The 26,244-nt window shown below is 33.5% G+C and carries 21 protein-coding genes; 10 read left to right on the forward strand and 11 right to left on the reverse strand.

All coding sequences use genetic code 11. The features are described from left to right. Window positions 1-11 precede the first annotated feature (11 nt). Window positions 12-524 (forward strand): thiol peroxidase, encoded by a 513-nt coding sequence (tpx, locus tag A8B35_RS09060; protein ID WP_068472414.1) that lies wholly within the window; start codon window positions 12-14, stop codon window positions 522-524. A 36-nt stretch (window positions 525-560) separates the two neighbouring features. On the opposite strand, the gene A8B35_RS09065 is transcribed toward tpx, so the two are convergent. The 3 genes from A8B35_RS09065 to A8B35_RS09075 form a co-directional block, all read right to left on the reverse strand. Further along, window positions 561-1,958 (reverse strand): dicarboxylate/amino acid:cation symporter, encoded by a 1,398-nt coding sequence (locus A8B35_RS09065; protein ID WP_068472415.1) that lies wholly within the window; start codon window positions 1,956-1,958, stop codon window positions 561-563. Between the two features lie 79 nt (window positions 1,959-2,037). Beyond that, a complete protein-coding gene (gene aroC / locus A8B35_RS09070; RefSeq protein ID WP_068472416.1) occupies window positions 2,038-3,114 on the reverse strand; it encodes a chorismate synthase in 1,077 nt (358 codons plus the stop codon). A 164-nt stretch (window positions 3,115-3,278) separates the two neighbouring features. Then, on the reverse strand, window positions 3,279-3,869 hold the full coding sequence (locus tag A8B35_RS09075; RefSeq protein ID WP_068472418.1) for an FKBP-type peptidyl-prolyl cis-trans isomerase: 591 nt from the start codon (window positions 3,867-3,869) through the stop codon (window positions 3,279-3,281). Window positions 3,870-4,065: 196 nt separating this feature from the next. On the opposite strand from A8B35_RS09075, the gene A8B35_RS09080 reads away from it, so the two are divergent. Continuing rightward, on the forward strand, window positions 4,066-4,872 hold the full coding sequence (locus tag A8B35_RS09080; protein WP_068472420.1) for an SDR family oxidoreductase: 807 nt from the start codon (window positions 4,066-4,068) through the stop codon (window positions 4,870-4,872). A gap of 15 nt (window positions 4,873-4,887) precedes the next feature. Here the strand turns inward: A8B35_RS09080 and A8B35_RS09085 are convergent, their stop codons facing one another. Further along, on the reverse strand, window positions 4,888-5,520 hold the full coding sequence (locus A8B35_RS09085) for a LysE family translocator (protein WP_068472422.1): 633 nt from the start codon (window positions 5,518-5,520) through the stop codon (window positions 4,888-4,890). Between the two features lie 385 nt (window positions 5,521-5,905). Between A8B35_RS09085 and A8B35_RS09090 the strand changes: the two genes are divergently transcribed. Continuing rightward, a complete protein-coding gene (locus A8B35_RS09090) occupies window positions 5,906-8,161 on the forward strand; it encodes an inorganic phosphate transporter (RefSeq protein ID WP_068472424.1) in 2,256 nt (751 codons plus the stop codon). A 145-nt stretch (window positions 8,162-8,306) separates the two neighbouring features. Next, window positions 8,307-9,593: a porin gene (locus tag A8B35_RS09095; protein WP_222844129.1), complete on the forward strand. Its 1,287-nt coding sequence runs from the start codon at window positions 8,307-8,309 to the stop codon at window positions 9,591-9,593. A gap of 119 nt (window positions 9,594-9,712) precedes the next feature. On the opposite strand, the gene A8B35_RS09100 is transcribed toward A8B35_RS09095, so the two are convergent. The 3 genes from A8B35_RS09100 to A8B35_RS09110 all read right to left on the reverse strand — a co-directional run bounded on the left by A8B35_RS09100 (window position 9,713) and on the right by A8B35_RS09110 (window position 11,725). Further along, entirely contained in the window at window positions 9,713-10,426 is a 714-nt protein-coding gene (locus A8B35_RS09100) for a LytR/AlgR family response regulator transcription factor (protein WP_068472426.1), read from the reverse strand. Window positions 10,427-10,565: 139 nt separating this feature from the next. Beyond that, complete coding sequence (locus tag A8B35_RS09105) at window positions 10,566-11,237, reverse strand: TrmH family RNA methyltransferase (protein WP_068472428.1); 672 nt, start codon at window positions 11,235-11,237, stop codon at window positions 10,566-10,568. Window positions 11,238-11,452: 215 nt separating this feature from the next. Next, entirely contained in the window at window positions 11,453-11,725 is a 273-nt protein-coding gene (locus A8B35_RS09110; protein WP_068472431.1) for an HU family DNA-binding protein, read from the reverse strand. A gap of 361 nt (window positions 11,726-12,086) precedes the next feature. Here A8B35_RS09110 and trhO point away from each other — a divergent pair, with 361 nt between their 5' ends. From trhO to A8B35_RS09125, 3 genes are all read left to right on the forward strand, one after another. Next, a complete protein-coding gene (trhO, locus tag A8B35_RS09115; protein ID WP_068472433.1) occupies window positions 12,087-13,097 on the forward strand; it encodes an oxygen-dependent tRNA uridine(34) hydroxylase TrhO in 1,011 nt (336 codons plus the stop codon). A gap of 105 nt (window positions 13,098-13,202) precedes the next feature. Next, entirely contained in the window at window positions 13,203-14,432 is a 1,230-nt protein-coding gene (locus A8B35_RS09120) for a metallophosphoesterase family protein (RefSeq protein ID WP_068472435.1), read from the forward strand. Next, window positions 14,429-17,491: an SbcC/MukB-like Walker B domain-containing protein gene (locus A8B35_RS09125; RefSeq protein WP_068472437.1), complete on the forward strand. Its 3,063-nt coding sequence runs from the start codon at window positions 14,429-14,431 to the stop codon at window positions 17,489-17,491. The genes A8B35_RS09120 and A8B35_RS09125 overlap by 4 nt, the downstream gene beginning before the upstream one ends. A 21-nt stretch (window positions 17,492-17,512) precedes the next feature. Here A8B35_RS09125 and A8B35_RS09130 read toward each other — a convergent pair whose 3' ends face one another. Both A8B35_RS09130 and A8B35_RS09135 read right to left on the reverse strand, forming a co-directional pair. Next, window positions 17,513-19,918, reverse strand: a complete 2,406-nt coding sequence (locus tag A8B35_RS09130; RefSeq protein WP_245820780.1) for a polysaccharide biosynthesis tyrosine autokinase — start codon at window positions 19,916-19,918, stop codon at window positions 17,513-17,515. A 16-nt stretch (window positions 19,919-19,934) separates the two neighbouring features. Next, window positions 19,935-20,717, reverse strand: a complete 783-nt coding sequence (locus A8B35_RS09135) for a polysaccharide biosynthesis/export family protein (protein WP_068472440.1) — start codon at window positions 20,715-20,717, stop codon at window positions 19,935-19,937. A 247-nt stretch (window positions 20,718-20,964) separates the two neighbouring features. On the opposite strand from A8B35_RS09135, the gene A8B35_RS09140 reads away from it, so the two are divergent. Then, window positions 20,965-21,939: an oxidoreductase family protein gene (locus tag A8B35_RS09140; protein ID WP_068472442.1), complete on the forward strand. Its 975-nt coding sequence runs from the start codon at window positions 20,965-20,967 to the stop codon at window positions 21,937-21,939. An 18-nt stretch (window positions 21,940-21,957) separates the two neighbouring features. After that, entirely contained in the window at window positions 21,958-22,857 is a 900-nt protein-coding gene (locus A8B35_RS09145; protein WP_068472444.1) for a 3'(2'),5'-bisphosphate nucleotidase CysQ family protein, read from the forward strand. Between the two features lie 5 nt (window positions 22,858-22,862). Here the strand turns inward: A8B35_RS09145 and A8B35_RS09150 are convergent, their stop codons facing one another. Then, window positions 22,863-23,717 (reverse strand): C40 family peptidase, encoded by an 855-nt coding sequence (locus A8B35_RS09150; protein WP_068472446.1) that lies wholly within the window; start codon window positions 23,715-23,717, stop codon window positions 22,863-22,865. 138 nt (window positions 23,718-23,855) lie between these two features. Between A8B35_RS09150 and A8B35_RS09155 the strand changes: the two genes are divergently transcribed. After that, complete coding sequence (locus tag A8B35_RS09155; protein WP_068472448.1) at window positions 23,856-24,956, forward strand: CapA family protein; 1,101 nt, start codon at window positions 23,856-23,858, stop codon at window positions 24,954-24,956. A 117-nt stretch (window positions 24,957-25,073) separates the two neighbouring features. Here the strand turns inward: A8B35_RS09155 and mltG are convergent, their stop codons facing one another. Then, the gene (mltG, locus tag A8B35_RS09160) at window positions 25,074-26,135 is read right to left on the reverse strand and encodes an endolytic transglycosylase MltG (protein ID WP_068472450.1); all 1,062 of its coding nucleotides are present in this window, start codon (window positions 26,133-26,135) and stop codon (window positions 25,074-25,076) included. Window positions 26,136-26,244: the final 109 nt, after the last annotated feature.

Genomic DNA, 26,244 nt, shown 5'->3' on the forward strand with positions numbered 1-26,244 from the left:
AAGATAAACAAATGAATAAGAATAATATTGACGTAACTTTTGCCGGAAACCCGGTAACTTTAGTTGGAAACGAAATAAAAGTAGGCGATGTAGCTCCAGATTTTACTGTATTAAAAGGGGACTTAACACCTGCTAAATTATCAGATTATAAAGGGAAAGTAGTTGTATTAACAGTATATCCATCTATTGATACAGGAGTTTGTGCTGCTCAAAATCGCAAATTTAATGTTGCTGCAAACGAATTAGAAGATACTGTGGTACTTTCTATTTCTTGCGATTTACCATTTGCACAATCAAGATTCTGCGGTGCCGAAGGCCTAGAGAACATTATCACTCTGTCTGATCATAAAGATTTAGATTTTGGTGCTAAATATGGTTTTGTTGTAGAGGAACTACGTTTACTAGCCAGAGGTGGTGTGGTTGTAGATAAAGATGGTGTTGTAAAATACGTTGAGTATGTATCAGAGATAACTGATGAACCTAATTTTGATAAAACTTTAGAAGTTGTAAAATCACTTTTATAAAACCTAAAGACTCGATAAAATATCAAGCTCTTTCTCCTAATTTGGAGAAGGAGCTTTTTTATTATCAACAAGCAAGCAAACTGTTGCATCTCCTGTAACATTAACCACTGTACGCATCATATCAAGAATACGGTCCACTGGTAATATTATAGCAATCCAAGCAGGATTTAGCCCTACTGACTCAAGCACAACCATAAGCATAACCAATCCGGCACTAGGTATTGCAGCTGAGCCAATACTTGCCAAAGTTGCTGTTAGCACAACCGCCATTTGCTGTCCCAAGCTTAAATCAATCATATGAATTTGGGCTAAAAATATTACCGCAATCGCTTGGTACAAACTTGTTCCATCCATATTAATAGTAGCACCAATGGGTAAAACAAAACTTGCTGTTCTTTTATCCACTTTCAAGTTATCTTCTACACACTCTAATGTGACTGGCAAAGTTGCCGCACTTGAACTAGTTGAAAATGCTAAGGCTTGCGCAGGACTAATACCAACAAAGAAATCTTTAAACTTGAATGAGCCCCTTAGTAGTTTTAACAAGCTTGGATAAAGAATAAAGGCCATAATAAATAAACCTCCTGACACAGTTAATGAATACCATGTTAAACCTTTGAATAACTCTAAAACTTTTGATGGATCATCGCCAGCAATATCATTTACAACACCTGCCATTAGCGCAAAAACAAAAAGAGGAGATGCTTTCATTACAAAGTCAATCATTTTAACAAATGCTTCTGTTACCCCCTCTACTAAACTAATTACAGGTTTCGCTTTTTCCTTATCAATGTACAATAAGGCCACACCAAAAAAGATGGCAAAAAAGATGATTTGCAGCATAGATCCATTCCCAGATAAGGAATTAAATATATTAACTGGTATAATATCTACCAGTGGTTGAAGAGGACCTGATTCTTCATTAAGACGATTCTTAAATTTTTCATCTAACTCTTTATCTATGGAATTTTCTACTTGCCTTTTATCAAACAAATATGCTTTATAAACCTCATTATTCACTAAAGATTTATTCTCTATTATTTCAATTCCATTTTCATTGGCCCACCCTTCATAGGCAATTCTATTTTCTACTCTAACGTCTTCTGATAAGGTTTTTCCTGGTGAAAATACATTAACTAATATCAAACCTACTGACACTGCAGTTATTGTAGTAATTAAATAAAAACCGAGAGTCTTCACCCCCATTTTTCCTAAATCCTTGGGATTTCCAAGACCAACAATACCTCCTATGACCGAAAACAATATCAAAGGAATGGCTATTAATTTTAATAATGCAATAAAAATATCTCCCCAAGGAGAAATCCAGTTATTGGTAAAAGAACTCCACCCCATGTAGCTTGACAAAACAGCCCATATAATTCCGAAAATGAGTGCAACAATAATTTTAATATATAGAGGAATACTTTTTAGCATTTAAAAGAATTAGAAGATGAATAATTATAATGAAAAAAGCCTACTATAAAGTAGGCTTTGCAAAAGTATAATAAATTAATTATTGATACATCTTATTGAGATAAATCATATCAACCATTACCATAGCTGCCATAGCTTCAACTATTGGCACAGCACGTGGCAATACACACGGATCATGTCTTCCCTTAACCGTAGACACAATCTCCTCTCCTTGTTTATTTACGGTATTTTGTTCTTTCAAAATTGTTGCAATCGGCTTAAAAGCAACATTCATATAGATATCTTCACCATTGGTAATTCCACCTTGAACTCCTCCTGAACGGTTTGTTTTGGTTCTTACTTCATCAGCATCCATAATAAACTCATCATTATGCTGTGATCCTTTCATTTCAGCAGCCTTGAAACCCATCCCGTAATCAAAACCCTTTACAGCATTAATTCCTAGCATAGCTTTACCCATTTCTGCATGAAATTTATCAAAAACAGGTTCTCCAAGTCCAACTGGTGAATTCTTAATTACACAACTAATTACTCCACCAACAGAATCCTTATCTTGTCGTACTTTATCAATATACTCAATCATTTGCTCTGCAACCTCAGCATCAGGGCATCGCACAATATTATCCTCAGTTTTAGATAAATCAAGTTCTGTATATGGTTTCTCAAGTTTCAGTGTACCTACCTGAGATGTATATGCTGATATTTCAACATCATAACTTTTTAGAACCAATTTAGCTATTGCACCAGCAACAACTCGTGCAATGGTTTCACGTGCAGAAGATCTACCTCCCCCACGGTGGTCTCTAATTCCATATTTCTGCTGATAAGTATAATCTGCATGAGAAGGACGGTATACATCTTTTATGTTTCCATAATCCTTAGAGCGTTGATCCGCATTCCAGATAACAAAACCAATTGGAGTTCCGGTTGCTTTGCCATCTAATATACCGGAAAGAATTTCTACTTTATCTTTTTCATCTCTAGGTGTAGTAATCGCACTCTGTCCTGGTCTGCGACGATTTAATTCTGCTTGAATAAAATCAAGATCGATATCGATTCCAGGCTTCACACCTTCTATAACACCACCTACAGCTTTTCCATGAGACTCACCAAAAGAAGTGAGTTTAAAAAATTGTCCAAATGAATTTCCGGCCATCAGTTATTTCTTTTAATAATTTGTATCAGTATAACTACTGTATATGATTAATGTCACAAAAATAGAAAAGAATTTGGGATTACCCCTAAGTAAGAGACATTAGCTTACTATAAACAAAAAAAGAGTGCATAAGCACCCTTTTTTTATATCATTTTATGTATGAATTATGAACATCCACAACCGCCTGAACCTGAACCATCAGATCCACAAGACGCTGTATCACAACCACCACCGGCAGTATCTCCACAACCACATCCTGAACCACAACCGCCGCCACCTACAGCAGCAACTAATTCACTCTCTGTAGCTTCACGAACTTCTAATACAGATCCTGAGAAAAATAAATCATCTCCAGCTAAAGGATGATTAAAATCCATTTTTACAGTTTCGTCAGTAATCTCTAATACGATACCATTTAAACGATTTCCTTGAGCATCTTGCATAGGAACAACATTTCCAACTTTAATTAAGTCTTCGTCAATTGCTCCTTCTACCTCAAATATATTCTTTGGAATATCAACTTTTGCTTCTTCATTAATTTCTCCGTAACCAGCAGCACTAGGAATCTCAAAATTGTATTCAGAACCAGCAGTTAAACCCTCTAATTTCTCTTCAAACATAGGAAGCATTTTTCCTGTTCCGAAAACAAATTCTAAAGCATTTTCTGGAGTTGTTTCTTCTACTAACTCACCATCTGCAGCGTTTGTACGTAGAGCGTATGTAAGCTTTACGAAACTATTTCTTGTAATTTCCATATCTTATTTTATTTATTTTCAATAATCATTAAGTTTACAAAGTAAGGTAGATTTTTACTGATTACAAAACAACCAATGTAAAAAAGACTTAAAAATCCGTTTTTATTCCATAATTTTTTATAGGATTTAAAACTTCATTTTCTACTTTTGCGTTAAGCATATGTTTAACTTTAAAAATAGCGTCACCAAAGAATTCATGAAGAACAAAGTTGTTATAATTACTGGAGCCTCTTCAGGTATAGGCTTAGCTCTCGCTAAAGAGTTTGCTAAACAAGGTGCTAAGGTTGCTCTAGCAGCTCGATCGTCGCAGAAATTGGCTACTATTTCCGAAGAATTAACTTCAATTGGATGTGATAATATTGTTGTAACTACTGATGTAAGTATAGAGAATGATTGCAAACACTTAATCGACGCTACTGTATCTGCCTTTGGTAAAATTGACATACTGATAAATAATGCTGGTATTTCAATGCGAGCACTTTTTAAAGATGTAGAGATAGATGTATTAAAACAATTGATGGATGTAAATTTTTGGGGAACGGCTTACTGCTGTAAATATGCTCTACCATATTTATTAAAATCAAAAGGATCTATTACAGGCATATCTTCAATTGCTGGCTATATTGGCTTACCTGGAAGAACTGGATACTCAGCAAGTAAGTTTGCTATGCACGGTTTATTAGAAACTATAAGGGTAGAAAATCTTAAAACAGGATTACATGTATTAATTGCGGCACCAGGGTTTACAGCTTCAAATATCAGAAAAACCGCATTGACTAATAATGGAAGTCAACAAGGATCCACTCCTCGCAAAGAGAGTAAAATGATGAGTGCCGAAGAAGTTGCTATTTCAATTATTAAAGCTATCAAGAAAAGGAAGGAAACCATTGTACTAACCTTTCTAGAAGGAAAACTTACCGTATTTCTGAAAAAATGTATGCCACGTCTATTGGATAGATTATCGTTCAAACATATGTCTAAAGAAGAAAACTCTCCGTTCTAAGATAGAAGATAAACTCTAAGCTTTATTCATCATAAAAACAGAAAATGCAACAATTACCAATACAACAATTGCAGCTCCTGCTATTTTATTTAACCACCAAAGTCTTCTTAAGTTAATTTTTGAACGAAAAAGATTAATAACCGACGTCAGCATAAACCACCATATAGTCGCTCCCAAAAACACCCCGCCAATTAACATTACATGTTCTGGCAATCCACCATCTTCTTTCACCACTTCAAAAAATGCAAACCATGCCAAAAATAGGCCTATGGCTAGCGGATTTGAGATTGTTAGAAAAAAAGTGGAAATAAAGTCCTGAAATAAAGAACTCTTCACTTTTTTCTGTTTTCGTAATTCCACGGCCGGATTGCTCATAAAAATGCTAATGCCTAAGCCTATCAAAACAAGAGCTCCAAATATCTGTATGAATAATTCATACTTTGTAACAAAACCTAATATATAAGAAATACTAAAACTTGCTATAATTGCATATATGGTATCACTAACTACAGCACCTAAGCCTGAAATAAATCCAGATAATTTTCCCTTATTAAGAGTACGCTGAATACAAAGAACACCTATTGGTCCGAGTGAAACTGAAGCTAAAAATCCAACTATAATTCCGTCTGATAAAAAATTTAACGACATTGATTTGTGCTAATAATTTAAGCCGAACTAATACACGTCAGCTTTATTAAATATTCGGTTTTGTTAAAACAAAGGTACGTTAAAACTTAAATTTTGGTGCAAGATATCGTTAAACTTTAATTTGAATTAATCCACAAAGCTTAATATCCCCTTAAAGCACTTAGATCAGATAATGTGTTAACTTGTACATTATCAAATCATCTAATGATACAAGTACAATCAAAAAATCACACCATATATTTTTGTAATCTTGAACAGAATATCCTAGATTGCCAATTGAATATTAACATTGAATTAACATTTAAATAATATATAAAAAACATAACTAGTTGCGCTTTACAATATGTTTGCAACGCAAAATTAAAACAATATTAACTTAATTTTAATGGACAATATTTATTTAATTATGGTAGTGGTGCTCTTCGCACTCGCCATTTCTGATTTGGTTGTAGGTGTTAGTAATGACGCTGTAAACTTCTTGAATTCTGCTATAGGTTCTAAAGCAGCCTCATTTAAAGTAATTATGATTGTTGCAGCTGTAGGTATACTGGTAGGTGCAACTACTTCAAGTGGAATGATGGAAGTAGCCCGAAAAGGAATTTTTAACCCAAACCTATTCGCTTTTAGTGATATCATGTATATCTTTTTAGCGGTTATGCTTACCGATGTTTTACTTCTTGATCTCTTCAACACCTTTGGTATGCCAACGTCAACCACTGTATCGATAGTTTTTGAACTATTAGGTGCAGCTATTGCATTGGCTATTATTAAAGTTTCAAATGATCCGAGTACATCACTAAGTGAATATATAAACACAGCAAAAGCCCTTGCTATTATTAGTGGAATATTATTATCTGTAATTGTAGCCTTCAGTGTTGGAGCTATTGTTCAGTACATTACCCGTTTAATATTCTCATTTAATTATCAAAACCGACTTAAGTATATCGGTGCCGTATGGGGAGGTGTTGCAATTACTGCAATTACATACTTTATACTTATTAAAGGAGCAAAAGGCGCTTCTTTCATGACTTCTGACACAAAGGAATGGATTAACAATAATGCTTTAATTATCATTGGTGTTTCTTTTGTAGCTTGGACCGTATTGTTACAAATATTCAGAGCTTTATTTAAATTAGATATATTAAAGTTTACTGTATTGGTAGGAACATTTGCACTTGCAATGGCCTTTGCTGGTAACGACTTGGTTAACTTCATTGGGGTTCCGTTAGCTGGTTTGGAATCATACGGCTTCTTTAAAGCTGCAGGCAATGTAGACCCAACAACTTTTAAAATGTCTGCCCTAGCCGGAAAAGTAGCAACTGATACCTATTTATTGGTAATTGCAGGTATCATAATGGTAATTACACTTTGGACCTCTAAAAAAGCTAAAGCAGTTGTTAAAACTTCGTTAGATCTTAGCCGCCAACAAGAAGGTGATGAAAGATTTGGCTCATCGTTTTTTGCTCGTTCAATTGTTCGATCATCAATTAATGCATCAAATTCTATCAACACAATTATCCCAAAACCAATAAGTAACTTCATTTCGAAGCAATTTGACTCAACAAAATACGAAGAACAACGTATTGCATTAGGGAAAGATGCACCTGCTTTTGATATGATCAGGGCAACAGTAAACCTTGTTGTTGCAAGTATATTAATTGCAATGGCAACTTCTTACAAACTACCATTATCAACCACATACGTTACATTTATGGTAGCTATGGGTACATCTTTAACAGATGGTGCATGGGGACGCGAAAGTGCTGTATATAGAGTTACTGGGGTATTATCTGTAATTGGAGGTTGGTTCTTCACTGCTTTCTCGGCATTTACTGTTGCATTCATTATTGCTAACATTATAAACCTTGGTGGTGTTTTTGCAATCTTTGCGCTTATTGTTGTAGCTGGATACATTATGTACCGAACACATCTAATTTCAAAAAAGAGCACAGCAAAAACTACTGAAGTATCAGAATTTGAAATTGAAGAAATAGATGGACCTATTGAAGCGGATAAGATACTAGATACATGTAAGACTACCGTTACAACATCTCTAAATAAAATTCTTAATATCTATGTTAAAACATTTAAGGATTTTGAAAATGAAGATAGAAAAGAACTTAGAGAAAAGAAGAAGAAAGTTAATAACTCGAACAAAAAAATAAAGAAAGTAAAAGATAACATTTACCAAACAGTTAAAAAACTGCAGGATAATGAAATCGATTCTAGTCTTTATTATGTACAGGTAATTGATTATTTAAGAGAAACGGCACATGCCATTACATTTATTGTAACACCTCTTTATAATCACATCGATAACAATCATTCAGTATTTTCTGAAGAGCAGTTTAAAGACCTTAACGAGTTAACTGAAAGCATTAAGGATCTTCTAAAAAGAGCGATCAACATCATCAATAACGATGATTATGAGGATTTAAATGACTTTACTGAAGCAATTCAGCTCAAAATTGAAGACTTAAGAGAAATGCGTAAGAAACAGTTAAAACGCATCAGAAAAGAAAAGTCAGGAACAAAAAATAGTATGTTATATCTTAACATATTGCACGAAACTCAGAATATGATTTTACACGTGAACAACCTTGTAAAATCACAACGTGATCTTGTAAATTATAAAAAATAATTCCAAGTAGATGTGGATATTCTTGGGAGGGTATATCCACATCTATTTTAACACATTTCAGAGTAACCAATTGTACTAACCGGTACAAGTCCTATTAATTAATTAGGTCAATTAATCGAAATTACACATCAGGAAAATTCCTAAAATGAAAAAACAATTATTTGTGACAATACTTGTCACGCTAGTATCCGTATTTGCTTTCGGTCAAGAAGGCATTGAACTCAACAAAAAATCAGAGTACGCCCTACCCGAAACAAAAGATGTTAACCTTAACGATATGATTGTTCCTAAAGAATGGAATGAGCGTATTAAGATCTCAGGTTACATGCAATTACGAAACAATGATTTCTACCAATCAAATGTGGACCTAACATGTCCTCAATGTGACAGAACATATGGTGGAAACACCGGTTTCTCGTTACGTCGAATGCGCTTAAAAGTAACTGGTAGAATACATGAAAGAGTTTATTTTTACCTTCAATCAGATTTTGCTTCTGATGGTAAAAACCTAGGTCAATTGCGTGATGCTTACGCAGATATCTACCTTACTAAGGATGAAACATGGAGAATTAGAGCAGGACAAAGTAAAATCCCTTATGGATTCGAAAACCTACAATCATCACAATACCGTTTAGGTCTTGATAGAAATGACCCTTTAAATAGTGCGGTTAAAGATGAGCGTGATATGGGTGCCTTTGTTTATTGGACATCTACAAAGAATAGAGCAATCTTCCCAGCCCTAAAAAAGATGGGTTTAAAAGGATCAGGAGACTACGGTAACCTTGGTTTTGGTATGTATAATGGCCAAAGGGCTAACACATACTCAGGAAACGGTAGTTACCACTATGTGGCTCGTTTCACATGGCCTTTCCAACTCAATAATGGACAATTTATGGAAGCTGGTATCCAAGGGTACACTGGTAAATATACTGTTACCGATGTAAGTGATTCTGATATTAAAGTAAAAGGCACTGATATTAATGCCCTAAACCATGAGTTTAATGATCAGCGAGCTGCAGTAACTTTTATTGTTTACCCACAACCTTTTGGGTTTCAATCGGAATTTAATATTGGTAAAGGGCCTGAGTTCGACCCAGAAACCAATACAATTGACACACAAGATTTAATTGGTGGATATGCTCAATTAATGTATCAATTTAAAGGTAAAAGAAAACACAATTGGTGGTTAATGCCATTTTGTAGAGCTCAATATTATGATGGTGGTAAAAAGTTCGAGACAGATGCTAGAAGCTATACTGTTAAAGAATTAGAGCTTGGTATTGAGTGGTCCCCATTTCCTGCTTTGGAACTAAATACAACTTACACCTTCTCTGATAGAAGATATGAAGATTTAAGTAATTTTGTTAATGGTAATACAGGAAATCATCAAAATGGACAGCTATTAAGAGTCCAACTTCAAATAAACTATTAAGAAATATTTTACAAACTAGAAAGGCAATTCGAATTGGATTGCCTTTTTTTTATTCTCCTATTTCACAATATGTGAAAAAGTAAAAAGCCGATTTAATTAGTTAAATCGGCTTTTTAAGTCTATTTCGTTATTAAATTAATATCATTCATTAATTGTTCTTTATACGACTTACCAATTGGGATTACCTTTGAACCTATTTCAGTTTTTATAACAACTGAATTATCTTCTATTACTCGAATCTTACCTATATTTACAATAAAAGAGCGATGCACTCTTACAAACTTATCTGATGGCATTTTCTCAGAAATAGCTTTCATTGTAAAGTGAATAGTAAACTTATCCTTAAATGTATTTACTACAACATAATTCTCTAGGGCTTCTATCCATAAAATATCATCATATTTTACACGTACCAGAGATGAGTTATTTTTTATGAATATTTCAGAGTTACTTTTTGAAATATCATCTTTCTTTTCAGTATTCTCCTTAGCTTTACTTACCGCTTTTATAAAACGCGGATAGTTTACTGGTTTTAATAAGTAGTCTGTGACATTATATTCATACGACTCTAATGCGTACTTCTCTTTAGAAGAATAAATAATTACCTGAGGTAATACATTTAAGGTCTTTAATAAATCAATACCTGTCATATCAGGCATCTCAATATCCAGAAACAATAAGTCAATTCCGTCAGAATTTTTTCCATTCAAATAATTAATTCCGTCAACAGCATTGTCATAAGTTCCTACTAAGTTAAGGTCTCCAGATTTCTCTATAAATTCAGCTATAACCTTAGTTGAAAACTTATCATCATCGATAATAATACAGTTCATATAGCAATTTTTTTTCTTTAAAGCATATTATTAGACTTATGTCTAAAGGGCCTTAAGCTGGTTAATTTTTATGCCAGATAATTTACAACATTAATCATCAATTATCTAACGAATATCGTTTTTTTTTACATATTTATCACTAAATATCTCTTCTCTTGTATTCTTCAATAATGGCTTCCGATCGTTTAATTGAAGATTTCAGCCAATCAAACTTTATTGATTCTCGCTCATTTTCTGATAGTTGCCAGTTTACATTTGTAGCCCTAATTTGATGAGATAGGTGTTGCAACATTAAAGCTGCACATACTGAAATATTAAAACTTTCAGTAAACCCATACATTGGTATCTTTACGAATTCATCAGCTTCTTGTTTCACAATATCTGAAATTCCTGTTAATTCTGTACCAAAAACAAATGCTGCCTTACCTTTTGTAACATCAAAATCATAAAGCTCAACATCGTTTGTATGAGGTGTTGTTGCAACAACTCGGTACCCATCTGCCTTTAACTTCTTTATAGCTGACAAGGTGTTATTTTCATGCTCATTATATTTATGCATACTCACCCATTTCGATGAGCCTAAAGCTACATCTCTACTAACGGTATATTCGTTTGTATTTTCAATAATATGAACATCTTGTATACCAAAACAATCACACGATCTTAATACAGCACTAGCATTATGGGCTTGATATATATCTTCTAAAACAACACTGATATATTTTGTTCTTTCATTTAAAACCCTATCAAAAAGTTCCTTTCTATTATCTGTAATATATTGCGATAAGAACTCATTTATATTTTCATCCATAGATTATAACAATACGCTTTAAAATAAAATTTGCGCTAATTTATCATTTCTTCATGAGGAAACCACAATTATTACGTGGCATCTAACAAGATTTAATAATTAATTCTTGTAAATTCAATTTCACCTCTAATAAAATAGGGAATCACCTTACAGTTTTGTAAAAAAAAAGAGAGTACTAATAGTACTCTCTTTTGTATTTCTTTCTTAACAGAAAACTAGTTAACAGCGTCACTTAGTTCGCTACCAGCTTTAAATTTAACCACTTTTTTAGCAGCAATTTGAATTTCTTTACCTGTTTGAGGGTTTCTTCCTGTTCTAGCACTTCTCTCAGAAACTGAGAAAGATCCAAAACCGATAAGTGAAATTCTATCTCCACCTTTAAGTGCATCGCTAGTTACGTTAATAAATGAGTCTAAAGCTTTTTTTGCATCAGCTTTAGTTAAACCTGAATTCTCTGCGATAGCGTCAATCAATTGAGCTTTGTTCATGATAACTTATAAATTAATAGGGTTAACAACTAGATTCACTAAAATTTGCATTACAAATATAGAGTAATTATAGTCTCATCCAAATCTAACAGTAGAAAAAAAGCCTATTCTAAAGGGATACAGTCGTTTTTTAACATTTCAGCCATATAAATGCATGCACCTAACTCACTGATATTGCTCCACATAATGAATGTGAGATAATTATCTGTTTTTTAACATTTAAAATTACTTTTTCATACTTTTTATTAATCTAAACCTTCACTTACCGCCCTCTTGTAAGTTCTACTATAATGAATTTCCAATATATTCATACTTTTACATCCTTTTATCTTATATTTGCAGCCTTTTAAAAGAAATTACAATGCATTATAATAAACTAAACAAAGAACAACTCATTCATAAAATTGAGACTGAAACTTTTAAGAGAATCACAATCTCTTTTTACAAATATGTAAGCATAGATAATCCTGAAAATTTGAGAGATGAACTATTCTTTAAATGGAACGAACTTTTATGTTTAGGTCGAATTTATATAGCAGAAGAAGGTATTAATGCTCAAATGAGTATTCCCGAATATAATATAGATGCATTTAAAAATTTACTTAACTCCTATAAAGAATTCAAAGATATTCCTTTTAAAATTGGAGTTGAGCAAAGTCAATCTTCGTTTTATAAGTTGCAAATTAAAGTACGCAAACAAATTGTTGCAGATAACCTAGATAAAGGCGAATATGATGTTACAAATGTAGGAAAGCATTTGAATGCCAAGGAGTGGAATGATGCAATGGATAAAGGTGCTACTATTGTAGATATGAGGAACTTCTACGAAAGTGAAATTGGTCATTTTAAAAATGCTATTTTACCAAATGCCGAAACCTTTAGTGAGGAATTACCAATGGTACTCAATCAATTAAAAGGCAAAGAGGACGAAAAGGTGTTGCTTTATTGCACAGGAGGAGTGCGCTGCGAAAAAACAAGTGCCTATTTAAGAAACTATGGTTTTAAAGATGTAAATCAATTGCACGGAGGGATAATTGACTATGCAAAACAAATAAAAGAGCAGAATTTACCTAATAAGTTTATTGGAAAGAATTTTGTTTTTGATAACCGATTAGCAGAAAAAATTACAGATGATGTAATTAGTAAATGCCATCAATGCGGCGATGCATGTAATACTCATATTAATTGTAGTAATGTTAGGTGTAATATATTACTAATTCAATGCCCCAACTGTGCAAAAAAATATTCCGATGCTTGTTCCGAGAAATGTATGGAGTATGTATTAGCGGATGCTCAAAAAAAGGCAGAATTGGACAAACTACATAATTATAGACCTATTAAAAGATACTTTAAGTCTACTTCTAAAATATAGAAGTAAAAACCAACCTATCCTTTTTCTTTTCCATATACACAAATATGATAATGGTGTTTCTTTGAATTTATTCTATTTTTGAATTTGAAACTTCGAAATTCAAAAATGAAAATTCTACATACTGCCGATTGGCATATTGGCAAAAAATTAGAGAACTTCTCACGATTAGCAGAGCAAAAAGATGTTTTATCAGAAATTTGCGCTATTGCTGACGAAGAGGATGTTAATGCTATAATTATTGCTGGTGATTTATTCGATAACTTTAACCCGGCATCAGAGGCTACAGAGTTGTTTTTTAAAACGCTCAAAAACTTATCTAATAATGGTAACAGACCAGTAATTGCAATATCTGGCAACCATGATTCTCCAGAGCGTATCGAATCACCCGATTCTTTAGCACGTGAGTGTGGTATCGTATTTATGGGATTCCCGCATTCTAAACCAAATACTTTTTCTTTAGATAGCGGTTTATCTCTTATAAAAACTGAACCAGGATTTTTGGAATTTAAAATACCCAATTGTAATGAACCCTTAAGAGTTATTGCAACTCCATATGCCAATGAACATAGAATTAAAACCTATCTGAACCAAGAATCTAAAGAGCAAGAGTTACGTGACTTTCTATCAGAACATTGGAATAGTTTATACAATGCACATTGTGATTCAAAGGGGGTTAACATTTTAGCTACCCATCTATTTGTTATCCCGCAAGGTTCTGAAGTAAAAGAAGAAGCCGAAGACGAAAAACCGATTGTACACGTTGGAGGTGCGCAAGCTATTTATACAAAAAACTTCCCCCCTGAAATTCAATATGTAGCTTTAGGTCATTTGCATAGAAATCAAAATATAGGAACAGACAAACAAGCTATAGTATATTCAGGCAGTCCTCTATCCTATTCGTTTGCGGAAGCAAATCAGCAAAAATACGTTTCAATAATAAATGTAAAAGCTGGAGAGCAAGCCAAAGTAAGCCATATACCCCTGAAAAAAGGAAAAAGACTACTCCGCCTAAAGGCCGAAAATATTACCGATGCGGTTGATCAATTGAGTGCAAATCAGGATTCATTAATTGAGCTAACGATAAAAAGTGATACTTATTTAACGGCCGCAGACAGAAAGTTACTAAATGAGAGTCATCAGAACATCATTACTTTAATACCAATGGTAAATATTACCAGTAGCGACAATGATTTAGAACAAAAAACTATTAATCCTACATTAGAGAGAGCTCAGTTATTTAAAGATTACTTTGAGCATGTGCATGGGAACAAACCTAATGATGAAATAATAGACCTATTTAACGAAGTTATCTCCAATAATAGCAGCAATATATGATTCCTATAAAACTAAGCATTGAAGGTTTGTATTCGTACCAAGCCAAACAAACCATAAACTTCGAAACACTCACATCAGATAAGTTATTCGGTATTTTTGGAAGTGTTGGAAGTGGTAAATCATCCATATTAGAGGCTATTACATTCTGTTTATATGGTAAAACTGATCGTTTGTTACAATCTGGCGATAATCGTAACTACAATATGATGAACCTAAAATCAAATCAAATGTATATTGAATTTGATTTTTGGGCTGGAGATAATAATACTAAGTTCAGGTCGGTTGTAAGTGCTAAAAGGAATTCAAAAAGGCATGAAGATGTAAAGAAAATTGATCGTATAATTTACCAACATATTAATGGTAAGTTTACACCTATATCAAGTGAAGAACTTGAGAAAATACTAGGATTAAGCTACGATAACTTTAAGCGTACCATAATAATCCCGCAAGGAAAATTTCAGGATTTCCTACAAATTGGTGATACGGAGCGAACCAGAATGATGAAGGATTTATTTAACCTTGAAAAGTTTGAGCTAGCTCCTAAATTAAGAGGGATAGAATCGGATAACCTCAGCAAACTTCAAATTACAGAGGGGCAATTAAAGCAACTTGAAGAAGTTAACGAAGAAAGAGTAAACCTTAAACATGAAAAACTAGATAAGGCAAACAAAGAATTATTAACTATTAATGAGAGCGTTACCAATGTTGAAGTTGATTTAAAGGAGTTTGATAAACTAAATGAATTGTTCAGGAAACTTAATGCGAGTAAAGAAAAACTCAATGAACTTGAGAAACGTAAAAGTTTTTTTGATGAACTAAAAATAAGACTTCATAATATAGAATATTGTAATTCACATTTTAAAAACAACATTAATTCTGCCATTGTACATCAAAACAGAATTGACACTTTAAATTCGAGTATTGATAAGGATACCCACCTACAAGCTAACCTTATCAAGAAAGAAACAATTGCCAATGAATCATTAAAACTAAGCAAAGAAAAACATGAGAAAATTGATACTCTCAAAAAAGAAACTGAGCAATTTCTCAAGCTAATTGAAATACAAAAATACAAGTCGCAAATAACATCAAATAAAGAACGACTAAGTAATGGAAGAAAAGCTGTTGATGATACATCAGAACTTTTGAGTAAAGTTAACCTTGATATTGACCACACCGAGAGAGAACTTGATTTACTTAAAAAGCAATTGCCAAATTTAAATGAATTAAGTAGTGCTGCCGAATGGCATGCAAAAAACAATCAGATTAAAACGGAAATACTTGATCTAAAAAAAGAAGATGATGCGATTAATATAGAGCTTAAATCTGCTACAACAAAAGCTCAAGAAGCAATTGATAATTTAAAACTAGACATTTCATTAGAAAACTGGCAAAAAGATATTGAAGCACTTAAAAATTTAAGATTAGTAAAGTTAAACTCACTTAGAGATGAGTTTAACAATATGCAAGTTCAACAAAAACTCATCTCCTATTCAGAACATCTTCATGAAGGGGATAATTGCCCATTATGTGGTTCAATAAAGCATCCTAATCCAATCAAAGAAGGGAATATTCGCAAGGAATTAGAAAGCCTTAAATTATCTTTAAAGGCAGAAGAACAGAATATCGCAGCCTTGGATGATTTTATTAAATTGATGCTCTCTATCCAATCCGAAAAAACGATTCTGAAAAAGCAATTAAAACGCACTAACGAAAAGAAATGTAATATTGAGAATAAGTTAAAAGAACATGCTACCCTAGTTTATAAAAGCTACCAAAATATAAAACAACTCACTGATGCTCAAGATAAACTAGAACAAGACGAAAAACTAATTAAAGCAAAGGATACCTTATTAAAGGAATACCACAATAAAAGAATACAGCTTACAAATAATAAAGAAAAGTATGTTAATGCACTACATAAAATAGAAACGGAACTTGAAAAGTACTCTCAATCAGTATTACTTTTAGAGCAACAAATTGAAAAGCATTTCCTTAATCAGCATAAAGCTTTTGATTCAGCATCCTTACAGCAGAAATATGACTTAATGACCAAGGAAATTGTCAATGTTGAAAACCAATATAAACGTGACTTTACTAATTTAGAGCAAATAAAACTAGAACTTGAAAAAGTAAGTGCTGTTTTAAGTACTAATAAAAAGTCGCTTAATAAAGAGGAAATACTGCTTACTGATATTAATAATGCGCTACAGGTGGCTGTAACAAACTCTCCCTTTAAATCAATTAGCGATGTAAAAGCAATTCTTGCTGATAAATTAGATATTACTTCTTCCAAAGAAGAACTCAATCAATATATCAGAAACTCTGAGATACTTAAAAATGAGCTCGACCTTTATAAAACCGAGATAGGTAATAAGGAATATAATAAAGAGAAGCACAAATTGGTAAAAACTGAGTTTGATAATATTAAACAAAAGCAAAATGAATTATTTAGTTTAAAAGGAACGCTTGAAAACCAGTTTTCGGAGTTAAAGAAATCTTTGGCCCAAAAAGAAGCTCTGCAACAACAGAACAGTCAATTAAAACAACGTAATGAAAACATCAACACGCTTAAAAAACTATTCAAAAGCAGTGGCTTTGTAAACTACGTATCTTCAGTATATCTTCAAAATATTTGTGCCGCAGCTAACGATCGTTTCTATAAAATGACACGTCATAATTTAAGTCTTGAATTGAACCCAGTGAATAACTTTGAGGTAAGAGACCACCTGAATGGTGGTAAAGTTAGAAATGTAAAAACTCTATCTGGAGGACAAACTTTTCAGGCTGCATTGGCATTGGCCTTAGCTTTATCTGATAACATTCAGTCTAAAAATCAATCTAAACAAAATTTCTTTTTCTTAGATGAAGGATTTGGTTCCTTAGATAAGGCTGCTTTAGATATGGTATTTAATACGCTTAAAAGTTTGCGTAAGGAAAACCGTATTGTTGGTGTTATCTCACATGTAGAGGAGCTAAAACAAGAGATTTCAAGCCATTTACGCATCACCCAAAATCAAGAAGATGGCAGTTATATAAATTGTAGTTGGGAAGAGTAATAGGGGCGTCCTAAAGTAGGGCTATTCTTCTGTGTAATAGCCCTGACTATAATTATACCCATATCCATAACCGCTACCATATCCATTCGTCACTCTGTTTCTCATTTTCTTAATATCCAAATCGTTTAACAATACCCCAATATTATTAATTCCTTCATGGGTTGCATGTTGTAAAGTATGTGCAAAAATATCTTTAACTGAATGGTTATGACGCGCCATAAATACAAGAGTATCTGATTTTCGAGCCAATAAATAGGGATCAGAAACAATTCCCATAGGAGGAGAATCTAATATAATTATATCAAATCGCTCTCTTAATTCTTCCAGCAATTGATCTGTTCGTGGTGAACTAATTAGTTCCGATGGATTTGGTGGATTTACCCCAGAGGATATGATGGTGAGATTGTCAATTCCGTGATTATTCTCTAATAATATATCCTCTAAGTTAACTTTGTTAATCAAGTATTCAGAGGTTCCATCAACCCCATTAAGATTTAGCATTCGTGATAAACCGGGTTTACGCATATCAAAACCAACAAGTACTGTTTTCTTTCCTGACAAGGCAAATACAGATGCTAAGTTTAAAGAACAGAAGGTTTTCCCCTCTCCTGGTATAGAAGAAGATATTGTAACAACAGGAGACTTCACATCTCCAATTAGATACTCAAGCCGTGTTCTCACTCTCCTAAACGATTCCGTTACTGAAGATTGTGGGCGACTACTAACTATATTATACTCAGGTCTTGAACTATGCAATACTTGTCCTATAACCGGGTAAGAAGTCATTTTTTCAACATCCTCAATACTTGATATTTTTTTATCTAATAACTGACGGATTACTAAAAACAATAATGGTAATAATAAACCTATAATAAAGGCTTTTTTGTAGTTACCCTGAATATTTGGAGAAACCATACCTCCATTTCGTGCAGCTTCTAATACTTGATGATCTGGAGTGTTTGAAGCCTTCTGTATTTGCGCTTCCGAATGCTTTCGAAGAAGAAACGTATATACTTCGTTACTTAATTCAAATTTACGCTGAATCCCCATCAACTTACGTTCTGTATCTGGCAAACCATACAAGTTTGCTTCTACTTTCGACTTCTCATTCTTTAATCTTAAAACCTGTGTTTCTAGTATCTCATTCTGACTTTGTATAGACTGAATCAAGGTATTTTTAGCCAATTCAAACTGGCTGTCCATAGTGTACGCATATGGGTTCTGCGTATCTCCCAATGGTTTTTTAATGGCTAATCTTTCTGAATTGATTGTCATCAGATTTTGAATCTGAGTAGATATCAATTGATTATCAATTTTATAAATAGCCGGAGCAATAATACTATTATCGATAGTATCGTTTAAGAGATATTGATTTAAGTATAAATAGTAATCTTTAGTTATCTGAATTTCTTCCAACTGAAGTTCAAACTCTTGCATTCGGGTAAATAAGAAATCGGCCTTTGAACCAATGTCCTGAATCTTATTCTTAGTTCTAAAATTACTTAACTCTGTACCCGTTTCACTTAAGGAGTCTTTTATAGTGAGCAATTGACTCTCAATAAAATGAATTGTATTGGTTGCTATTTGATTTTTCTTTTCCAGATTATTCTGAATAAATACCTGTGTTAAGGTGTTCAGAAACTTAATATTCTTTGCTTTATTTTCACCAGTAATCCCTAAATGAACAATACTTGAGGTTTCACTTTTTTTATACGCTCTTAGCTTACCAACATACTTGCCGGCTAACGCATTGGGGTGATTAAATAAAAAATATTGTTCTGAACCCGAACTGAAATTACAACCATTACATATAACCCTAAACTTATAATTATCTGTTTCAATCCAATCTCCAAATTTATAAGTAGTTGTAGTCGTATTACTGACAGCACTTCCTCGTGAAGCACGAGAATAATAATTATAAATGCCTTCACCGTTATCTGTGAATTTTAGCAGAAACTCCTTTTTATTAAGTTGTTCAATATAAAACTTTGTATTTATCAACTGATCATGAAGCGTATCAAACTCAATTCTCCAGTTCGAAGCTGGATACACCTCAGTGGTTTTCACATTCCCTTGTGCAAAATATGAAACATTAAAATCTAAATTATTAATGGCTTCATAAACCATATCCCAAGAGGTTAATAAAGCAATTTGGTTATCTACACTCCTCATTTCAGGGGTTAGTCCAAAGCCTTCCATCATATTGGTTTGCGGCATATCAGTGCCACGTTCCTCCATTAATATTTTAATTTCTGCGCTGAATACTTCTGGCACATACCTATGCAACATATAAACTGATCCTATTGCTAAGGGTATGGTAATTAAAAACAACCACCAATATTGAAGAAAATCGAACAGTAATTTCTTATAATCCAAATTAATATTCATTCCACTTTCAGGTACTTGCTTTGTTGGTGTTTGACTCATTCTTTCGGCAGTAAAATTATTTTGAGTACGATGCAATTGTCATTATAGTAAGGGTTAAGGCCAATAAGGATGTAAGAATTCCTAAACTTACAGATTCTCCAATTCCCCACATCTTCGCTTTCATTGGACGAATATATATTATATCATTGGGGTAAACGTAATAATATTCAGAATCTATTATTCTTTCATCTGTAATATCAACAGAATAGCTCAATGTTTTACCATCGGGTTGAGGACGAATAATTCTGATATCCCGCTTTTTACCATAAACGGTTAAATCACTTCCCATCCCAATGGCTTCAAAAATTGTGATTTGATCACGGTTCATTTTCTTCTGACCAGGGCTTTTCACTTCACCTAACAAGGTAAAATAATTACTCCCTAACCTAACAATTAGGTTTCCATCGCTCAAAAATGGTTTTAATTTGCCCTTTATAATTTCCTTAGCCTCAAAAATATTAGCCCCTTTTAAATTGATTAAGCCTACATACGGAAAATCTATATTCATGTCATCATCAATCATATACAAGAACATTGTATTTCCTTGATTTTGATTAATATTATTTCCTTGCTGAGCATTAAAAAACTCTGACAATTTAGGATCTGGTGTTGTTACATGTATAAATAGATAATCATTGGGTTGTAATACATATTTACCTGTTATTTCTGTAGCAGGCGTAAATTCCATTTCTGCCTCTTTTTCCTGAAGATATAAGGTTTCCTTTTGTGGTATACAAGAAGCCAACAAACTAATAACAAATAGGGTTATAAGTATAGATGGTTTAAATTTATAAGTCATATTTTTATAATAAACTGATCTTCGTTTTTAATGATGCTGGCAAAAATAACCTTTTTAAATAATTTATTACCCTGAATCACATATTTAATGAGCTAACTACCTATATTAGTAGTAGTCAGTCTTCTTTAAATTACTTAATTAAACGATGAAGATTATTTTCAGCAATAAATTAAATAGAAGTCGGCAAACTAACTCTATAATCACTCGAAACTATTTTATATTTGCAGGCTGATAAATTGAACAAGCTATGCAAAACCACTTTAAAAATATAACACTTAAGGCAACCCAATCTACAGATTTGTATGAGATAGAAATGATACAAAGCCTATGGAGTGGGTACGGCAAAATTATTCGATTAGGACTTGAAAATGGAATAAAAAAAAGTGTTGTAGCTAAACACGTTAAAATGCCAAATCAGAAAAATCATCCGCGAGGTTGGAATACCGATTTTTCTCATTTACGCAAAGTAAAGTCATACGAAGTAGAAACCAATTGGTATCAACAATGGGCTAAATTATGCGACGATAATTGTAAAATACCACATTGCTTTGTAATTGAATCAGAAAATGGAGAGGTTTTTATGGTACTCGAAGATTTAGATGATGCAGGTTACGATCTTCGCAAAGATTCTGTTGATTGGAGCGACATTGAAGCGTGCTTAAAATGGTTGGCAAACTTCCATGCCACTTATCTGGAGGAAAAACCTACAGGTTTGTGGGATATAGGTACGTATTGGCATTTAGATACTCGCCCGGATGAGCTTAAAATAATGGATGACAAAACACTTCAAAAAGCAGCGCCTGCTGTAGATGAAAAATTAAATAACTGCAAATACCTTACCTTTGTACACGGCGATGCTAAGCTTGCTAACTTCTGCTTTTCAAGCTCTGAAAATAAAGTAGCAGCTGTAGATTTTCAATATGTTGGTGGTGGATGTGGAATGAAAGATGTAGCTTATTTTATAGGTAGTTGTTTATACGAGGAGGATTGCGAAAAGCTAGAAGACAAAATACTTGCTTTTTATTTTAAAGAACTCGAATCTGCAATTGCTTTAAAAAATAAAGACCTCAATTTTAAGGAACTGGAAAAAGAATGGCGCGAAATGTATCCTGTTGCCTGGACTGACTTTCACCGATTTTTAAAAGGCTGGAGCCCTAGCCACTGGAAAATAAATAGTTATAGCGAAAAAATGGCACGCCAAGTAATTAGAAAATTAAGCTAAACCAAAAAACATAGAGACATGCTATTATCCAACGAAGCTTTAAAAGAATTATGTAATCAGGGAATTGATGCTGCTATTAAGGCAGGGTCCCTAATCGAATTTTACGCTAACAAAAGCATAATAGTTAATTATAAGGATAATAACGGAGGAACAAGCGACGCTTCAAAAGTAGTAACAGAGGTTGATATAAAAAGTCAAAATACGATACTTAAAACTCTTGAAAAAGGAATAGAAAAGTTTGATTTAGCCTTACTAACCGAGGAATCTGTAGATGATAAAAGCCGCTTTGAAAAAGATTACTTCTGGTGTATTGATCCCCTTGATGGTACTTTACCTTTCACCGAAGGAGTTGAAGGTTATTCGGTTTGTATAGCGCTTGTAAATAAGGGCGGCGAGCCAGTTATTGGCATAGTTTACGACCCAAAGAATGATACTCTTTACCATGCCATTAAAGGGTGTGGTGCATTTGTAAATCATAAACCCCTCTCCTTTCAGCACGATTCAACTGAAGCTTTCTATTTGATAACAGACCGAAGTTTTGTAAAGCATCGCCATTATAAAGAAGTTGAGTTACATATAAAATACGAAGCTCTAAAAAATGGGGCCCAAGAATTTAACGTAATTAAAGACATGGGTGCTGCCATGAATGCAATAAATGTAATAATTAAGCGGAATGCTTGCTACTTCAAATTTCCGAAAGATGAGCAAGGTGGTGGTAGTATTTGGGATTTCGCTGCTACGGCATGCATCCTAAATGAATTAAAAATGGAAGTAAGTGATTTTAACGGAGCACCTCTCCCATTAAATAAATCAAATACAACTTTTATGAATGATTGCGGTATTATCTTTTCCCCCAATAAAGAAATTACAGGTTGGATACATTCAGCGCATAAAAAAGTGCAGAGTACGAATTGGTAGAGGTTCTATTTATACCTTCCTCCGCCAATAAAATACTTCTTATAATAAGCTTCGCTTAGTTTGCTAATCATAACGCCTCTGCTTGAAGAAGCATGCACAAACTCACCATTACCTAGGTAAATACCCACATGATTCACTCTATTCTTCTTAATCTTGAAGAATACTAAATCTCCTTCTTTCAAAGAGTGTTTTCCTACCTTTTTCGATTTCGCATGCTGATCAGCTGAAGAACGAGGTATACTAATATTATAAGTACTTTTGTATACTTGGCAAGTTAAACCTGAGCAATCAATACCTGATTTAGTATTGCCCCCATAACGGTACCTTGTACCTAACCATTTTTTTGTCTCCTTTGAAAGCGACGATTTTTTTGCTGGCTTTGCAGCTACTTTAACTTCGCCATTATTTACCTTAGGCGCTGGTGCTTGTTGAGGCTTATTTGTTAGCTGAGCAATTTTTCTATTACACTGCTCTATTTCTCTTTTTTTCGAAGTCAATTGGTTTTGCACGGCACTCAACTCTTTTCGTTTGGCTGTGAGCTGATCTAATATCCTTTGTTCCTTTCGTTTAATTTTCGTTTTGTTCCTTCGCTTTTTTCGTTTACCAGCCTCGGCCCAAGCCTGCTTTTTTATAACATCTTCCTCAATAATTAAAGCTTGTTCAGTTTTACGCAGCTTCAGCATTGCTTTCTCGGCTGCCTTTATCTCCTTCTGTAACTCTTTAATTTCTTTTTTCGTTCCACTAGCTAAGCTTTCAATGTCACTCTCATCAGAAATTACATCTGACGTAGCATATAAGTTAGAAAATGATAACAAGCTTAAGACTAGTAAGGCTCTATTTATGAATTTTGAGAATTGCATGTGAGTTCGATTTATAGGCACAAATATAATGAATAAGAGATGCGCTGATCAAAAGTGACCATAAAAATTACTCTCAAACAAAATACACGGCATTAAGTAACTGTTTACTATATTTGAAGTCTAAAAATAAACATACAAATGAGATTATATTTATCCTTCGTTTTAATTAGTATCGCATCAAGCATTTGGGCTCAAGATGCAAAGACTGTTTCGCTACTATTTGTAGGAGATGTAATGGGACATGGCACACAAATCAATAGTGCTTATAACGAAGAAACCCAAAAGTACGAGTATGATGGCTGTTTCAAATATGTAAGTAATATTTTTAATGATGCCGATTTTTGCGTTGCCAATCTTGAAGTTACCCTAGCAGGCCCCCCATATAAAGGCTATCCTCAATTTAGCTCGCCTGATGCTTTAGCCATTGCCATGAAAAATGCCGGAGTAAATGCAATAGTAAATGCAAACAACCATTGTGTAGATAGGCGTAAACAAGGGTTAGAGCGAACAAATGAAGTATTAGATAGTTTAGAACTTCCGCGCACCGGAACTTTTAAAGACGAAGAAGATAGGAAAAAACACAACCCAATGTGGCTCGAAAAAGATGGGGTTACCATAGCTATTTTGAACTATACATATGGCACCAATGGTATACCCGTTACCGAACCCAATAAGGTTAATTTTTTGGATAAAGAGCTCATTAAATCAGACATAAAAACGACTAAAGCTATGAAGCCCGATTTTATCATCGCTTTTGTGCACTGGGGCCTAGAATACCAAACCGTTGAAAATAAAACACAACGCGATTTTAATAAGTTCTTTAACGATAATGGAGTTAATATCGTTATTGGTTCTCATCCTCACGTGCTGCAGCCTATTCATAAAACAGATACTAACTTTGTAGTTTATTCTTTGGGTAATTTTGTCTCTAACCAACGTACACATCCGCGTGATGGAGGCGCTATGGTTCGGATTGAATTAACGAAAGATAAGGATATTAAAAAATTGAGCGACGCATCCTATTATTTAACATGGGTTCATACCCCTACTATTAATGGCAAAAAAGAGTTTCGGGTTTTACCTGTTAGTCCGTTTGAAGATGAAGCTTACTTCTTAGATACAAAATCGCACAATAGATTGAAAGATTACAAAAAGGAAGCTGAAGCAATTTATAAAAACAACACTGATATTCAGGAAATGATTTTTAACGCGGATTTACCCGGATGGGAGAAAAAATAATTCGATGATTTTGAGTCAGAAGAGAACTTGATACTCATAAAATGAGTCATAATAAAAAAAGGTCTTAAAGCACAGAATAATATGCTTTAAGACCTTTCTTTTTTCTATTTCAGATATTTACCGTCGTATACCACGTTTACGAAGTTCGTTTTGATACTTGCGAGCATTTTTATTATGCTCGGTTAAGGTTTTGGCAAAATTATGGTAGCCCGAAAAATCTTCTTTAGCACACATATATAAATAGCGATGCTCTGCAGGGTTTAGAACCGCATCAATACCTTGTATTGATGAAATACGAATTGGTCCGGGAGGCAAGCCTGCATACATATAAGTATTATAAGGCGAATCTATTTTCATATCCTTATTTAACAAGCGCTTAATGGTAAAATCGCCCAAAGCATATTTTAAAGTAGGATCAGCCTGCAAGCGAATATTCTTGTTTAAACGATTTAAATACAAACCTGCCACCTTGGGTTTTTCATCAGCTTTAACCGTTTCTTCATCTACAATTGCAGCCAATGTTGTTACCTCAACTGGTGTTAATCCTTGCGCTTTAGCTTTATCAACTCTACTGGTATTCCAAAACTTTTTATACTCTTTTTGCATACGAGCTACAAATTCCTTTGCGTCGGTATCCCAATACATTTGGTAGGTATTAGGAATAAAAAGAGCAGGTAAAGTACTTTCAGTAAAGTTTATTTCTTTTAAATATTCTTTATTCGTTAATAAGTTCAGCAAATCAACAGAATCGAGCATAAGCTGACCTGCAATGCTCCCGGATAATTCCTCTATGGTTCGGATATTATTAAATACTACATTTATTGGATCCTGAATACCCAAACGCAGCATGTTTACCAACTCATTATTATTCATTCCGTTGGCAATTTTATAACGGCCTGTCTTAATTAACGAAGGATAGCTTTTACGCTCAGCAACCCAAATAAAGCCATCAATATTACTTACTATCTTTTGTTCTACCAGTTTATTGCAAACATCTTTAAAACCATCATTGCTACCTATATGCAAATACGTTTGTGGTTTATCTAAAACAACACTTGTTCCGTATATAAACTTATAAAACCTTCCTCCAACTAATATTATTACAATTACAATTAAAGCTAAAAATAGCCCCAATCGCTTAACCTTCTTCTTTATCTTACGATTTGTTTTTTTTCCCATCGATAAATATAATTTAATACCTGCAAATATGGCATTTTATCTATAAAAGGGAAAATATTATTGTTGTTGTATCCTAGCAAATTGATAGAATATTCCTTAATCACCTTCT

Origin of the sequence: Saccharicrinis aurantiacus (genome assembly GCF_001660705.2) — a bacterium.
Classification (GTDB): domain Bacteria; phylum Bacteroidota; class Bacteroidia; order Bacteroidales; family Marinilabiliaceae; genus Saccharicrinis; species Saccharicrinis aurantiacus.

Bases quoted from the DNA above. Each gene is read 5' to 3' on its own strand.
- tpx (WP_068472414.1), top strand. From the start codon at position 12: ATGAATAAGAATAATATTGACGTAACTTTTGCCGGAAACCCGGTAACT.
- A8B35_RS09065 (WP_068472415.1), bottom strand. From the start codon at position 1,958: ATGCTAAAAAGTATTCCTCTATATATTAAAATTATTGTTGCACTCATT.
- aroC (WP_068472416.1), bottom strand. From the start codon at position 3,114: ATGGCCGGAAATTCATTTGGACAATTTTTTAAACTCACTTCTTTTGGT.
- A8B35_RS09075 (WP_068472418.1), bottom strand. From the start codon at position 3,869: ATGGAAATTACAAGAAATAGTTTCGTAAAGCTTACATACGCTCTACGT.
- A8B35_RS09080 (WP_068472420.1), top strand. From the start codon at position 4,066: ATGAAGAACAAAGTTGTTATAATTACTGGAGCCTCTTCAGGTATAGGC.
- A8B35_RS09085 (WP_068472422.1), bottom strand. From the start codon at position 5,520: ATGTCGTTAAATTTTTTATCAGACGGAATTATAGTTGGATTTTTAGCT.
- A8B35_RS09090 (WP_068472424.1), top strand. From the start codon at position 5,906: ATGGACAATATTTATTTAATTATGGTAGTGGTGCTCTTCGCACTCGCC.
- A8B35_RS09095 (WP_222844129.1), top strand. From the start codon at position 8,307: ATGAAAAAACAATTATTTGTGACAATACTTGTCACGCTAGTATCCGTA.
- A8B35_RS09100 (WP_068472426.1), bottom strand. From the start codon at position 10,426: ATGAACTGTATTATTATCGATGATGATAAGTTTTCAACTAAGGTTATA.
- A8B35_RS09105 (WP_068472428.1), bottom strand. From the start codon at position 11,237: ATGGATGAAAATATAAATGAGTTCTTATCGCAATATATTACAGATAAT.
- A8B35_RS09110 (WP_068472431.1), bottom strand. From the start codon at position 11,725: ATGAACAAAGCTCAATTGATTGACGCTATCGCAGAGAATTCAGGTTTA.
- trhO (WP_068472433.1), top strand. From the start codon at position 12,087: ATGCATTATAATAAACTAAACAAAGAACAACTCATTCATAAAATTGAG.
- A8B35_RS09120 (WP_068472435.1), top strand. From the start codon at position 13,203: ATGAAAATTCTACATACTGCCGATTGGCATATTGGCAAAAAATTAGAG.
- A8B35_RS09125 (WP_068472437.1), top strand. From the start codon at position 14,429: ATGATTCCTATAAAACTAAGCATTGAAGGTTTGTATTCGTACCAAGCC.
- A8B35_RS09130 (WP_245820780.1), bottom strand. From the start codon at position 19,918: ATGAGTCAAACACCAACAAAGCAAGTACCTGAAAGTGGAATGAATATT.
- A8B35_RS09135 (WP_068472440.1), bottom strand. From the start codon at position 20,717: ATGACTTATAAATTTAAACCATCTATACTTATAACCCTATTTGTTATT.
- A8B35_RS09140 (WP_068472442.1), top strand. From the start codon at position 20,965: ATGCAAAACCACTTTAAAAATATAACACTTAAGGCAACCCAATCTACA.
- A8B35_RS09145 (WP_068472444.1), top strand. From the start codon at position 21,958: ATGCTATTATCCAACGAAGCTTTAAAAGAATTATGTAATCAGGGAATT.
- A8B35_RS09150 (WP_068472446.1), bottom strand. From the start codon at position 23,717: ATGCAATTCTCAAAATTCATAAATAGAGCCTTACTAGTCTTAAGCTTG.
- A8B35_RS09155 (WP_068472448.1), top strand. From the start codon at position 23,856: ATGAGATTATATTTATCCTTCGTTTTAATTAGTATCGCATCAAGCATT.
- mltG (WP_068472450.1), bottom strand. From the start codon at position 26,135: ATGGGAAAAAAAACAAATCGTAAGATAAAGAAGAAGGTTAAGCGATTG.